Here is a 13,209-nt window from a genome sequence, read left to right on the forward strand (position 1 = left end):
CTTCATTTTGAAACAACACCTTAACCCCGGCCATCTTCCCCGACTGCCATGACCACACTGTCCGATTTTCCCGCCACCGCCCTGCCGGCCGCGCCGGCGCACCTGCCCGACCCGGCCGACGTGCGGCGCATCGCCGACGACGCGCAGGCCCTGCAGGCCGCGCGCGACCTTGCCGCCCGCTTCGCCGAGGGCGCGTCCGAGCGCGACCGCACGCGCCGCCTGCCGTGGGCGGAGCTGGACCAGTGGTCCGCGAGCGGCCTGGGCGGCATCACGGTGCCGCGCGCCTACGGCGGCGCCGAGGTGTCCTACGCCACGCTGGCCGAGGTCTTCGTGATCCTGTGCGCGGCCGACCCGGCGCTGGGCCAGATCCCGCAGAACCATTTCGGCCTGCTGGGCGTGCTGCGCGAAGCCGGCTCCGAGGCGCAGAAGCGCCGCTTCTACAGCGAGGTGCTGTCCGGCGCGCGGCTCGGCAACGCCGGCCCGGAACGCCGCTCCGAGCACAGCCAGAACGTGCTGCAAGGCACCACCCGCCTGACCGAGACCGCGCAGGGCCTGCGCCTGAACGGGCACCGCTTCTATTCCACCGGCGCGCTGTTCGCGCACCGCGTGCCGGCGCGCGCGCTCGACGACCAGGGCCGCGCGGTGCAGGTATGGTCGCCGCGCGAGGCGCGCGGCCTGTCCATCGTCGACGACTGGTCCTCGTTCGGCCAGCGCACCACCGCCAGCGGCAGCGTGGTGTTCGACAACGTGCCGGTCTCGCCCGACGACGTGCTGCCGGTGTGGCAGCTGGCGGACCGCCCCGGCCTGTACGGCGCCACCTCGCAACTGATCCAGGCCGCCATCGACCAGGGCATCGCCGAGGCCGCGCTAGCCGACGCCATCGCCTTCGTGCGCCAGTACGCGCGTCCGTGGATCGACTCGGGCCTGGAGCACGCCACCGACGACCCGCACCTGATCGCCGACGTGGGCCGCGTGCAGATCGACGTGCACGCCGCGCGCGAGGTGCTGCTCGAAGCCGGCCGCGCGCTCGACGCCATCGCCGCCGCGGCCGCGCCGCGCGGGCTCGACGCCGAGGCCAGCGCGCGCGCCTCGGTGGCCGTGGCCGAGGCCAAGGTGCTGACCACCGAGGCGGCGCTGTCCGCCAGCGAAAAGCTGTTCGAGCTGGCCGGCTCTGCCGCCACGCGCGCGCGCCACAACCTCGACCGCCACTGGCGCAACGCGCGCACCCACACGCTGCACGACCCGGTGCGCTGGAAGACCCACCTGATCGGCAACTACTACCTCAATCACGTGCTGCCCGCGCGCCACTCCTGGAACTGACATGTCCCTGCTCCTTACCCCGGTTCCCGCCGACAACAGCCCCGCCAGCCGCCCCGCGCCCGCCGCGCCGCCGGCGCAGCCGCCCGCGCTGATCCGCGACGACGCCGACGCCATCGCCACCGCGCGCCGGCTGGCCGCGCAGTTCGCGCCCGGGGCCGCGCTGCGCGACCGCGAGCGCCGCCTGCCCTGGGCCGAGCTCGACGCCTTCAGCGCGAGCGGCCTGTGGGGCATCACGGTGCCGCGCGAGTTCGGCGGCGCCGGCGTGTCCACCGTGACGCTGGCCGAAGTGATCTCCACCATCGCCGCGGCCGACGGCTCGCTGGGCCAGATCCCGCAGAACCATTTCTACGCGCTGGAAGTGCTGCGCGTGGGCGGCAGCGAGGCGCAGAAACGCTTCTTCTACGCGCGCGCGCTGGCCGGCGAGCGCTTCGGCAACGCGCTGGCCGAGATCGGCCACAAGGACTTCAAGCGCCGCACCCGGCTCAGCCCGGACGGCGACGGCTGGCGCGTGGACGGCAAGAAGTTCTACTGCACCGGCGCGCTCTACGCGCACTGGATTCCCACGCTGGTGGTGGCCGAGCAGGACGGCCGCGAGGTCACGCTGCTGGCCATCGTGCCGCGCACCGCGCCCGGCGTGGCCATCGTCGACGACTGGGACGGCTTCGGCCAGCGCATCACCGGCAGCGGCTCGGTCACGTTCGACAACGTGCGCGTGGAGGCCGACTGGGTGGTGCCGTTCCTGGCCTCGTTCGAGCAGCCCACCACCATCGGCCCGGTGGCGCAGATCCTGCACGCGGCCATCGACCTCGGCGTCGGCCGCGGCGCGTTCGACGCCACGCTGCCGTTCGTGCGCGAGCAGTCGCGCCCGTGGCTCGACGCCGGCGTCGAGCGCGCGGCCGACGACCCGCTGACCATCCACGAAGTCGGCAACGTGGCGGTGCGCCTGCGCGCCGCGGCGGCACTGGTGCGCCGCGCCGGGCGCATCGTCGACGCGGCCCAGGCCGCGCCCGACGAGCGCAGCGTGGCCGCGGCCTCGATCGCCGTGGCCGAGGCGCGCGCGCTCACCACCACCGCCTCGCTGCTGGCCGGCAGCAAGCTGTTCGAACTGGCCGGCACCGGCGCCACGCTCGACGGCCTGGGCCTGGACCGCTTCTGGCGCAACGCGCGCACCCACACGCTGCACGACCCGGTGCGCTGGAAATACCACGCGGTCGGCAACTACTACCTCAACGACCGCCTTCCCACCCGGCACGGAGCCCTGTGATGGCACGCAAGCAAATCCTGCTCAACGCCTTCAACATGAACTGCGTGGGCCACATCAACCACGGCCTGTGGACGCACCCGCGCGACCGCTCCATCGACTACAACACCATCGAATACTGGACCGGCCAGGCGCGCACGCTCGAGCGCGGCCTGTTCGACGGCCTGTTCATCGCCGACATCGTGGGTGTCTACGACATCTACCAGGGCAACGTCGACGTGACCCTGCGCGAATCGATCCAGCTGCCGGTCAACGACCCGCTGCTGCTGGTCTCGGCGATGGCTGCGGTGACGCGGCACCTGGGCTTCGGCGTGACCGTCAACCTGACCTACGAGCAGCCCTACCTGCTGGCGCGGCGCTTCTCCACGCTGGACCACCTCACGCGCGGGCGCGTGGGCTGGAACATCGTCACCGGCTACCTCGACAGCGCCGCGCGCGCGATGGGGCTGGACAACCAGATCGCCCACGACGAGCGCTACGACCGCGCCGACGAATACCTGGAGGTGCTCTACAAGTTGTGGGAAGGCAGCTGGGAAGACGGCGCGGTGCGGCGCGACAAGGCCGCGCGCGTGTTCGCCGACCCCGGCCGCGTGCACAAGGTGAACCACCAGGGCAAGTACTACAAGGTCGAGGGCTACCACCTCGCCGAGCCGTCGCCGCAGCGCACGCCGGTGCTGTTCCAGGCCGGCAGCTCGGGGCGCGGCCAGCGCTTCGCGGCGCGCCACGCCGAATGCGTGTTCATCTCGCCGCCCAGCAAGGAAGCCGCGCGCGAGACCGTGCGCGCGCTGCGCGAGCAACTGGTGGCGGCCGGGCGCCGTCCCGACGACATCAAGGTGTTCGCCGGCGCCGCCGTGGTGGCGGGCCACACCAGTGCCGAGGCGCGCCAGAAGCATGCCGACTACAAGGACTACGCCAGCCGCGAGGCGGGCCTGGCCCACTTCGCCGCCAGCACCGGCGTGGACTTCGGCCGCTACGACCTCGACGCGCCGGTGGACTACAACGGCGGCAACGCCATCGAATCCGCCTCGCGCGCGGCCCAGCAGCACGGCTGGACGCGCCGGCGCCTGCTGGAGCTGTTCGAGCTGGGCGGGCGTTATCCGGCCATCGTCGGCGACGCGGCGCAGGTGGCCGACGAGCTGCAGTCGTGGATCGACGAGACCGGCATCGACGGTTTCAACCTGAGCCGCACCGTGGTGCCGGAAAGCTACGAGGATTTCGTCGAGCTGGTGGTGCCCGAGCTGCAGAACCGCGGCCTCTACAAGACCAGCTACGCCGAGGGCAGCCTGCGCGGCAAGCTGTTCGGCGAAGGCAACCGCCTGCCCGCGCGCCACGCGGCGGCGCGGTTCCGCCACGCGGCCGATTGAACCACCCGACATTCATCCAGACACCATTCCACCCGCCCCATGACACGCAAGCCGACACTCAAGCGACTGCTGATCTCCGCCCTCGCCACGCTCTCCCTGGCCACTGCCGCCCACCTCGCGCACGCCGCGCCGCTGCGCATCGGCGTGACGCCGGGCGCGCTCGCCGATTCGGTCGAAGTGGCCGCCGCCGAGGCGCGCAAGCAGGGCCTCGACGTCAAGGTGGTCGAGCTGACCGACTGGACCACGCCCAACGTGGCGCTGGCCTCCGGCGACCTCGACCTCAACTACTTCCAGCACCAGGCCTTCCTCGACAACGCCATCAAGGAGCGCGGCTATGCCTTCAAGAGCGTGGCGGTGGGCGTGCTGCCCAACATCGGCCTGTACTCCAGCCGCATCAAGCGCTTCGACGAGCTCAAGGACGGCGCGCGCGTGGGCGTGGCCAGCGACCCGGTCAACCAGGGCCGCGGCCTGCTGCTGCTGCAGAAGGCCGGCCTGATCAAGCTGCGCGACGGCGTGGGCGCGCGCGGCGGGCTCGACGACATCGTGGCCAACCCGAAGAAGCTCAAGTTCGTGGAGATCGAAGGCCCGCAGCTGGTGCGCGCGCTCGACGACGTGGACCTCGCGCAGGGCTACCCGGCCCACTTCGTCAACGCCGGCAAGCCGCAGGTGGCCGGCTCCGGCCTGCTCTATTCGGGTGTGGACGACGTCTATTTCGCGATCCGCTTCGTCAGCCGACAGGACAACGCCGGCGACCCGCGCATCGCCCGCTTCGTCAAGCTCTACCAGGAGTCGCCGGCGGTGCTGCAGAAGCTGCGCGAGTCCTACGCCAACAACGACAAGCTCTACAGCCTGCCGTGGCGCAAGCAGTGACGTCATGGGCACGCTGACCTTCCTGCGCCGGCGCGAGGCCGCGCCCGGCCCGCTCGAACCTCCGCCGTCCGCCCGCGCCGGCGGCCAGCACGATGGCCCGCACGACAGCCCCGGCGCGGCCGCCGGCTCGGTCTCGTTCCGGCAGGTCGGCAAGGTCTACCGCACGCCGGCCGGCGACGTGCACGCGCTGCGCGAGATCGACATCGACATCCCCGCCAGCGGCGTGTTCGGCATCATCGGCCGCAGCGGCGCCGGCAAGTCCAGCCTGCTGCGCACCATCAACCGGCTGGAAACGCCCAGCAGCGGCCGCGTGCTGGTGGACGGCACCGACCTCGCCACGCTCGACGCCGCCGCGCTGGTGGCCCTGCGCCGCCGCATCGGCATGATCTTCCAGCACTTCAACCTGCTGTCGGCCAAGACCGTGTGGGACAACGTGGCGCTGCCGCTCAAGGTGGCCGGCGTGCCGCGCGCCCAGATCGCGCCGCGCGTGGAGGAACTGCTCGGCCTGGTCGGGCTGGAAGGCAAGCAGCGCGCCTATCCGGGCCAGCTCTCCGGCGGCCAGAAGCAGCGCGTGGGCATCGCCCGCGCGCTGGTGCACCGGCCCGAGATCCTGCTGTGCGACGAGGCCACCTCGGCGCTGGACCCGGAGACCACGCAGTCCATCCTGGCGCTGCTGCGCGACATCAACCGGCGCCTGGGCCTGACCGTCGTGCTGATCACGCACGAGATGCGCGTGATCCGCGACATCTGCGACCGCGTGCTGGTGCTCGAAGGCGGCCGCATCGCCGAGCACGGCCTGGTGTGGGAGGTGTTCGGCAGCCCGCGCCACGCCGCCACGCGGGCGCTGCTGCAGCCGCTGCAGGCCGGCCTGCCCGACGACCTCGCGCGCCGGCTGCTGGCCGCGCCGCCCGCGCACGGCGCCTGCGAGCAACTGGTCGAGCTGCGCTACAGCGGCGCCGGCGCCGCGCCCGAGCTGGCCGGCATCGCCGCCGCGCTGGGCGGGCAGGCGCGCCTGCTGCACGCCGGCGTCGACCGCATCCAGGGCCACAGCCAGGGCCGCATGCTGCTGGCCGCGCCCGCCGGCGGCCTGTCCGCCGAAGCGCTGGCCGGCGCCACCCGATCCCAACACGCCAAGGTAATCGGCTATGTCCCCGCTGACCATTGAACGCATCTGGCAAGGCCTGTTCGACACGCTCACGATGGTCGGCGCCTCGGCGCTGGTGGCGGTGGCGCTGGGCACGCCGCTGGCGCTGGTGCTGGTGCTGAGCGCGCCCGGCGGCGTGCTGGCCGCGCCGCGGCTGCACCGCGTGCTGGGCAGCGTGGTCAACGGCTTTCGCGCCACGCCCTTCATCGTGCTGCTGGTGGCGCTGCTGCCGTTCACGCGGCTGGTGGTGGGCGCCACCATCGGCGTGTGGGCGGCGGTGGTGCCGCTGTCGATCAGCGCCACGCCGTTCTTCGCGCGCATCGCCGAGATCAGCCTGCGCGAAGTGGACCGCGGCCTGGTGGAAGCCGCGCAGGCGATGGGCTGCCAGCGCCGCCACATCGTCTGGCACGTGCTGCTGCCCGAGGCGCTGCCCGGCATCGTGGGCGGCTTCACCATTACCGTGGTGTCGCTGGTCGGCGCCTCGGCGATGGCCGGCGCGGTAGGCGCGGGCGGGCTCGGCGACATCGCCATCCGCTACGGCTACCAGCGCTTCGACACCACCGTGATGGTGGTGGTGATCGTGCTGCTGATCGGCCTGGTCAGCATCATCCAGTGGCTGGGCGACCGCTGCGTGCGCCTGCTGCGGGCGCCCTGAGCGCCTCCGCCTGACCGGCGAGCCGGCTCGCCGCCGGCCCCGCCATCCCTCGGCCGGGCGCTTTTGCGAATCCTCTCATGCATGCCTGGGGAGAGCCGGCCTACGCTCTCCGGCAGGACCGCGAACGGTCCGCCAGGCATGGACCTCCTCCATCCTCCGCATCCAGCGGCCACGCCGCCGGCGTCTCCGACGCCTGCCCTGGGCGGGCATCGCATCGGGGCGCCATTCCGGCATTGCGGATGCGGGCGCGGCAGCGTCGCCGCCATACATAACGCCATACGAATAACACTTGACGTTAAACTCAACGCATTATAGGATCGTCACCATGATTCGAAGCTTCGCCAGCAAGGCCACCGCAGCGGTGTACGCCGGCAAGTTCGTCAGCAGCCTCCCGCGCGAGATCCAGCGGGCCGCGTTCCGCAAGCTCGAGATGCTCGACGCGGCGGCCGTGCTCGACGACCTGCGGGCGCCGCCGGCCAACCGGCTGGAGGCGCTCAGGGCTGACCGCCAGGGCCAGTGGAGCATCCGGATCAACGACCAGTGGCGGATCTGTTTCCGCTTTGGCAACGGCGACGTCTACGAGGCAGAGATCACCGACTATCACTGACCACGCCGGCCATGCCGTCCATATCGACTACACCGACCATCGAGGCCACCATGACGATCAAGCGCGAGAACCTGAAGAAGGTCGATTTCTCGGACATCGCCACCGGCGAGAACATCGAGCCGGTCCACCCCGGCGAGATCCTGCGCGAGGATTTCCTCGTGCCCAACAACATGACGGCGCATGCCCTGGCGATGGCCCTGCACGTACCGGCGCCGCGCATCAACGACATCGTGCGCTGCCGTCGCGCCATCTCGCCCGAGACGGCGCTGCGCCTGGCGCGGTACTTCGGCACCACGCCGGAATTCTGGGCCAGCCTGCAGGCGGCCTATGACCTGCGCGTGGCGCTGGCGGCCTCCGGCGAGGCGATCGCCCGCGAGGTCGTGCCGCTGGCGGCCTGACCGCGCGGGCCGCCGGCCCGCCAGGGAACCGCGCCCTTGCCCCGCTCAGGCCGCCTTGGCCCCCACCGACCAGTAATAGGTCGGCGCGGCGCCGTTGATGGCGTTGTCCCCGACCGCCCTCGCCTTGTAGATGGCCGGGTTGTGCGAGGCCAGCGTGCGCGCGTTGCGCCAATGGCGGTCCAGCCGGCGGCTTTCGTCGAGGGCCGAGGCGCCGCCGATGTCGAACAGGCGCGTGGCGGCCGCCAGCACGAGGTCCGGTATCACCGCCTGGGCCTTGGCGGCGCGCAGCTCCACCTCGTCGAGCAGGGCCGTCGACGCCGGCTCGCCGCGCAGGCGCGCGCGCTCCACCTCGCCGAGGCCCTGCGCCACCGCCGCCACCGTGCTGGCCGCGACGAAGGCGGTGCCGCCGAGCTGGCCCACCACCTGCTGCACCAGCGGGTCCTCGGCCGGCGTGGCGCCGCTGCCGTGGCTGTAGACGCGCCGGCGGGCGCGCACGAAGGCGGCGGCGTCGCGCTCCACCGCGCGCGCGATGCCCGCCAGCGTGGCGAGGTGCACGAGCTGGAAGAAGGCGGTCATCGGCGTGGGCACATTGCGCGGGAAGCTGATCACCTGGTCGTCGCCGACCGCCACGGCGTCGAAGCGCGTGGTGCCCGAGCCGGTCAGGCGCTGGCCGAAGCCGCGCCAGTCGTCGACGCGCTCGATGCCGGCGGCATCGGCCGGCACCAGCACGTTGACCGTATCGACAACGTCGGGCTGGCTGGCGTCGCCGACGCGGTTGGCCGCCACCGCGATCCAGTCCGCGTAGAGCGTGCCGGTGCTGTAGAACTTCTCGCCGTCGAGCCGCCAGCCCTGTCCGTTGGACGCATCGCGCGCGAGCGTGGTGCGGTGGCGGCCCAGCGCGCCGTCGCCGGTCTCGGTGGTGGCGTTGCCGAAGATCGCGCCCTGCGCCACCAGCCGCAGCCAGCGCTCGCGCTGCGCGGGCGCCACCTCGGCAAAGAGGCGTTCGACGAAACCGAAATGCGCGCGCAGGATCTGCGGCAGGTTGGAATCCGCCTCGCCCAGCTCGATCAGCAGTTCGGCCAGTTGCTCGGGCGAGGCGCCGAGCCCGCCCAGCGCCACCGGCACCCGCAGCGCGCCGAAACCGGCCGCGCGCAGCCGCTGCACGGCATCGAAGGCCAGTTCGCGCGTGTGCTCGCGCTCGGCCGCGCGTTCGGCGATCTCGGCAAACAGCGGGCGGAAGCGGGCGGCCAGTTCGGCCGAGGCCGGGTAGACAAGTGGTTCAGGCATGGTGGTATTGCGCCAGTGAATGGTTGCGGAATGCCGGCGAGGCTCAGATGGCGATCGCGAAGACCTTCGCCGCGCCGGGCTGCGCGGTGTCGGCGGCGGCGGTGTCAGCCATGCCAGCCATGTCAGCCATGCCGGCGATATTGGCGGTAGCGGCCGGGCCATCGCCTCCCGGCCCCTCGGCCTCGCCCGGCTTGCGCCGGTTGACGCGCAGCTCGCCGATCTGGATCAGCCGGGCACGCGTGATGTTGCGGCTCAGCCCGAGCAGCGCCGCGGTGTGGACCTGGTTGTAGCGGCAATAGCGGAAGGCGGCGCGCAGCAGCGCGCGCTCCACGGTCTCGTGCACGCCCTCCGGCGCGTCGTCGAACAGGCGCAGCAGCGCGCGCTCGAGCAGGGCGGCGGCGGGCTCGTCGGCGAGTTCACCGGCAGCCTCGCCGGCGGCGGGCATGGCGCCGGCCTCGGCGGGCACCGCCAGCGCGGCGGCGGCATCGGGCCGCGCCGCATGGGTATCCGCGCCCGGCTCGCGCACGTGCAGGTCGTCCGCGTCGATGCGGTCGTCCTGGCAGGTCAGCAAGGCGTGGTGCAGCACGTTCTCCAGTTCGCGGATATTGCCGGGCCAGGCGTAGCGCTGCAGCTTGTGCTGCGCCTCCGGGCTCAGCGCGACCTCGCCGTAGCCGAGCCGCTCGCCGTACTTGCGCAGGAAATGCTGCGCCAGCGGCAGGATGTCGCCGGGGCGCTCGTGCAGCGGGCGGATCTCCAGCGTCACCACGTTGAGGCGGTAGAACAGGTCCTTGCGGAAGCTGCCGTCGCGGATGGCCGCGTCGAGCGGCCGGTTGGTGGCGGCCAGCACGCGCACGTCGATCGGCACCGGCTTGCGCGAGCCCAGCCGCACCACCTCGCGCTCCTGCAGCACGCGCAGCAGCTTGACCTGCAGCGACATCGGCAGGTCGCCGATCTCGTCGAGGAACAGCGTGCCGCCGTCGGCCTCCTCGAACCAGCCCGGCTTGGCGCCGAGCGCGCCGGTGAAGGCGCCCTTCTCGTGGCCGAACAGCTCGGCGTCGACCAGCGATTCGGAGAACGCCCCGCAGTTGACCGCGACGAAGCGCCGGTGGCGGCGCGCGCTCAGGTTGTGGACGTGGCGCGCCATCATCTCCTTGCCGGTGCCGGTCTCGCCCACGATCAGAATGCCGGCCTCGCTGGGCGCGACCTTTTCCACGTGGCTGAGCAGCGCCAGCGACTTCGGGTCGGCGAAGACGTGCGAGAGATGCTGCGCCGGACGCGGCGCCGGTGGCCAGGACACTAGCTGCATGGGCTCATGAGTAGAAGGATGGGCTGGGCGCGGTGCCGTTCAGGGCCCAGTCGCCAAGCTCGTGGAGCTTGTAGTCGAGCGGGTCGTGCAGCGACTGCGTGCGCAGGTTGCGCCAGTGGCGGTCGAGCCGCAGCGCGCCGTGCGTGGCGCGCGCGCCGGTGACTTCGAAGATGCGGCTGGCGAGGTCGAGCCCGGTGCGGGTCGAGGCCACCTTGGCCGCGGCGATGTCGACCGCGAGCGCGCCGCGCGCGTCGGCGTCGAGCCGCTCGCCGGTTTGCCAGGCCCGGTCGAAGTGCGCGGCGGCGCGCTCCACCAGCAGCCGCACGCCTTCCAGGCCGACCCAGAACTCGCCGTAGCGCGCCAGCACGTAAGGATCCTCGGTGACGTGCGCGGCCTCCGAGCGGAACCACGGGCGCGCCTCGGTCAGCGTGTAGCCGCGCGCCTCCTCGAAAGCGCCTTCGGCGATGCCGAGGAAGGTGTGGCAGAACACCAGTTGCGCCAGCAGCGGCCGCAGGCACGCGAACGGCGTGCTCAGCGGGCCGGGGTCGAGCAGCAGTTCCTGCGGCTCCACGCGCACGCGCTCGAACGACACGCTGCCGCTGTCGGTCTGGCGCTGGCCGATGCTGTCCCAGTCGTGGTGCGGCGTGATGCCGCTGCGGCTGGTCGGCAGCGCCGCGATCAGCAGGCGGCCGCTGCCCTCTTCCAGCGCCGAGGCCACCAGCATCTCGGAATCGATGGCGCCGGAGCAGAAACTCTTCTTGCCGGAGAACTCATGGCAGCCCTCGCCGCGGCTGGCCACGGTGCGCGTGTCGAGCGGATTCAGCGCGTTGCCCCAGAACCAGCCGCGCAGCGCGGTCTGCTCCCACCACGGGCGCCACTGGCCGGCGTTGCCGAACAGCCGCAGCGTGGCCAGCGTCAGGTGGTGGAAGCCGTAGACGTGGGCCAGCGAGGCATCGGCGCGGGCCAGCGTGCGCACCACGGCCAGCATGTCGGCCCAGTTGCCGCCCAGCCCGCCGAGTTCCGCGGGAATGGTCAGGGCCAGCAGGCCGCTGGCGCGCAGCGCGTCGCGCTCGGCCTTGGGCGTGCCGCCGCGCGCGTCGCGCTCGGCCGCGGTCTGGGCGAAGTCGCGCGCCAGCGCCTGCGCCGTGCGGCGCGGGTCCAGCGGCACCACGCGGGGGCGCACGCTCATGCCGTGGCCTTGCCGCCGGGCAGCACGTCGTTGGCGATCATCTCGCCGAACGGCCCGGTCAGGTTGGTGGCGCCGCCGCGCGCCAGGCTCGCGTACGGCTCGGGCAGCAGCGGGAACACCAGTTCGGCGAAGCGGTAGGCTTCCTCCAGGTGCGGGTAGCCCGAGAAGATGAAGCTCTCGATGCCGAGGTCGGCATACTCCTTGATGCGCGCCGCGACTTCCTGCGGATTGCCGACCAGCGCGGTGCCGGCGCCGCCACGCACCAGGCCCACGCCGGCCCACAGGTTGGGATAGATCTCGAGCTGGTCGCGGCGCCCGCCGTGCAGTTGCGCCATGCGGCGCTGGCCGACCGAGTCGAAGCGCGCGAACGACTTCTGCGCGGCGGCGATGGTTTCGTCCGAGATCCGCGCGATCAGTTCGTCCGCGGCGCGCCACGCTTCCTCGCTGGTATGGCGCACGATCACGTGCAGCCGCACGCCAAAGCGCACCGTGCGCCCGAGCCGCGCGGCGCGCTCGCGCACGTCGGCGATCTTCTGCGCCACCGCGGCCGGCGGCTCGCCCCAGCTCAGGTAGACATCGACCTGCTCGGCCGCCAGTTCGTGCGCTGCTTCCGACGAGCCGCCGAAGTACAGCGGCGGATACGGGCGCTGCACCGGCGGATAGAGCGCCTTGGCGTTCTCCACCTTGATGTGCTCGCCCTCGAAGTGCACCGCCTCGCCTTCGAGCACGCGGCGCCACACGCGCAGGAACTCGGCCGAGGCCGCGTAGCGCTGGCTGTGGTCGAGGTAGAGGCCGTCGCCGCGGTTCTCGTCGGGGTCGCCGCCGGTCACCACGTTGATCAGCAGGCGGCCGTTGGTGATGCGGTCCAGCGTGGCCGCCATGCGCGCCGACACCGTGGGCGAGATGATGCCCGGGCGGATCGCCACCAGGTAGCGCAGCCGCTCGGTCCACGGCGCCACCGCCGAGGCGATCACCCACGAGTCCTCGCAGGAGCGGCCGGTGGGAATCAGCACGCCGTAGTAGCCGAGGTCGTCCGCGGCCTGCGCGATCTGCTTCAGGTAGCGCAGCGAGACCGGCCGCGCGCCCTCGGTGGTGCCGAGGTAGTGTCCGTCGCCATGCGTGGGAAGGAACCAGAATACGTTCATCGCCGGTGCGTTCCTCAGGCGACGCGCTGCAGCGCCGTGCGCCGGTGCTCGGCGAACAGCGGCGCCGCGCGGTCGGCGGCCAGGCGGATGCGCTCGGCCAGCGCCGGGCTGCTCACCTGGTAGTGCTCGAACTCGCCCGGGCTGCCGTACACGCCGATCGGCAGCGTCAGCGCCTGCATGAAGCCGAACAGCGGGCGCAACTGGTGCTCGAGCACCAGCGCGTGGCGGTCGCTGCCGCCGGTGGCGGCCAGCAGCACCGGCTTGTCGACCAGCGCTTCCTGCCCGATCAGGTCGAACAGATGCTTGAAATGGCCCGGATAGGAGCCGCGGTAGACCGGCGCGGCCACCAGCAGCAGGTCCGCCGCCTCGATCGCCGCCAGCTCGGCTTCGATCTCGGCCGGCAGCTCCGCGCGCGTCAGCGCGCCGCCCAGCGGGCGGGCGATGTCGCCGAGGTTGACGATGCGGCTCTCGATCACGAGCCGCGTGTCGAGCTCGGCCAGCAGGGCCTGGACCAGCGCCAGGGTACGCGAGGGTTGCTGCGCGCTGCCGTTGACGGCAACTACGTTCAGCGGTTTAGCCATTGGGAAAATCTCCTGTGGAATGCATCCGGATGGGCGCGGCGGCAACGCCGCCGGGCTCGCCTGCGCGAGCGCCTGTGGGTGG

At 72.3% G+C, this 13,209-nt stretch carries 13 protein-coding genes; 8 read left to right on the forward strand and 5 right to left on the reverse strand.

Features of this window, described 5'->3' with window-relative positions:
- Window positions 1-48 precede the first annotated feature (48 nt).
- The 8 genes from ACWTPI_RS10210 (at window position 49) to ACWTPI_RS10245 (ending at window position 7,619) form a co-directional block, all read left to right on the forward strand.
- Window positions 49-1,320, forward strand: coding sequence for an SfnB family sulfur acquisition oxidoreductase (locus ACWTPI_RS10210; protein WP_454731613.1), 1,272 nt, complete (start codon window positions 49-51; stop codon window positions 1,318-1,320).
- Window position 1,321: 1 nt separating this feature from the next.
- Entirely contained in the window at window positions 1,322-2,584 is a 1,263-nt protein-coding gene (locus ACWTPI_RS10215) for an SfnB family sulfur acquisition oxidoreductase (protein WP_059412728.1), read from the forward strand.
- Complete coding sequence (locus ACWTPI_RS10220; RefSeq protein ID WP_454731614.1) at window positions 2,584-3,945, forward strand: LLM class flavin-dependent oxidoreductase; 1,362 nt, start codon at window positions 2,584-2,586, stop codon at window positions 3,943-3,945. Before ACWTPI_RS10215 ends, ACWTPI_RS10220 begins: the two co-directional genes overlap by 1 nt.
- A gap of 39 nt (window positions 3,946-3,984) precedes the next feature.
- Entirely contained in the window at window positions 3,985-4,815 is an 831-nt protein-coding gene (locus ACWTPI_RS10225) for a MetQ/NlpA family ABC transporter substrate-binding protein (RefSeq protein WP_454731615.1), read from the forward strand.
- Between the two features lie 4 nt (window positions 4,816-4,819).
- Window positions 4,820-5,980: a methionine ABC transporter ATP-binding protein gene (locus tag ACWTPI_RS10230; RefSeq protein ID WP_454731616.1), complete on the forward strand. Its 1,161-nt coding sequence runs from the start codon at window positions 4,820-4,822 to the stop codon at window positions 5,978-5,980.
- Entirely contained in the window at window positions 5,961-6,614 is a 654-nt protein-coding gene (locus ACWTPI_RS10235; RefSeq protein ID WP_020205526.1) for a methionine ABC transporter permease, read from the forward strand. The genes ACWTPI_RS10230 and ACWTPI_RS10235 overlap by 20 nt, the downstream gene beginning before the upstream one ends.
- A gap of 325 nt (window positions 6,615-6,939) precedes the next feature.
- Window positions 6,940-7,221: a type II toxin-antitoxin system RelE/ParE family toxin gene (locus tag ACWTPI_RS10240; RefSeq protein WP_020205525.1), complete on the forward strand. Its 282-nt coding sequence runs from the start codon at window positions 6,940-6,942 to the stop codon at window positions 7,219-7,221.
- Window positions 7,222-7,232: 11 nt separating this feature from the next.
- Window positions 7,233-7,619, forward strand: coding sequence for a HigA family addiction module antitoxin (locus ACWTPI_RS10245; RefSeq protein ID WP_231401693.1), 387 nt, complete (start codon window positions 7,233-7,235; stop codon window positions 7,617-7,619).
- 45 nt (window positions 7,620-7,664) lie between these two features.
- Here ACWTPI_RS10245 and ACWTPI_RS10250 read toward each other — a convergent pair whose 3' ends face one another.
- The 5 genes from ACWTPI_RS10250 to msuE are packed head-to-tail and all read right to left on the reverse strand — an operon-like array spanning window position 7,665 to window position 13,127.
- Window positions 7,665-8,906 carry an acyl-CoA dehydrogenase family protein gene (locus ACWTPI_RS10250; RefSeq protein WP_454731617.1) on the reverse strand — a complete coding sequence of 414 codons (1,242 nt, stop codon included), beginning with the start codon at window positions 8,904-8,906 and terminating at the stop codon, window positions 7,665-7,667.
- A gap of 43 nt (window positions 8,907-8,949) precedes the next feature.
- Window positions 8,950-10,212, reverse strand: a complete 1,263-nt coding sequence (locus ACWTPI_RS10255; protein ID WP_454731618.1) for a sigma-54 interaction domain-containing protein — start codon at window positions 10,210-10,212, stop codon at window positions 8,950-8,952.
- A gap of 4 nt (window positions 10,213-10,216) precedes the next feature.
- On the reverse strand, window positions 10,217-11,401 hold the full coding sequence (locus ACWTPI_RS10260) for an acyl-CoA dehydrogenase family protein (protein WP_454731619.1): 1,185 nt from the start codon (window positions 11,399-11,401) through the stop codon (window positions 10,217-10,219).
- Window positions 11,398-12,546, reverse strand: coding sequence for an FMNH2-dependent alkanesulfonate monooxygenase (gene ssuD, locus ACWTPI_RS10265; RefSeq protein WP_020205520.1), 1,149 nt, complete (start codon window positions 12,544-12,546; stop codon window positions 11,398-11,400). Before ssuD ends, ACWTPI_RS10260 begins: the two co-directional genes overlap by 4 nt.
- 14 nt (window positions 12,547-12,560) lie before the next feature.
- A complete protein-coding gene (gene msuE, locus ACWTPI_RS10270) occupies window positions 12,561-13,127 on the reverse strand; it encodes an FMN reductase (RefSeq protein WP_020205519.1) in 567 nt (188 codons plus the stop codon).
- Between the last annotated feature and the right edge of the window lie 82 nt (window positions 13,128-13,209).

The sequence above is a fragment of the Cupriavidus ulmosensis genome (assembly GCF_977008105.1).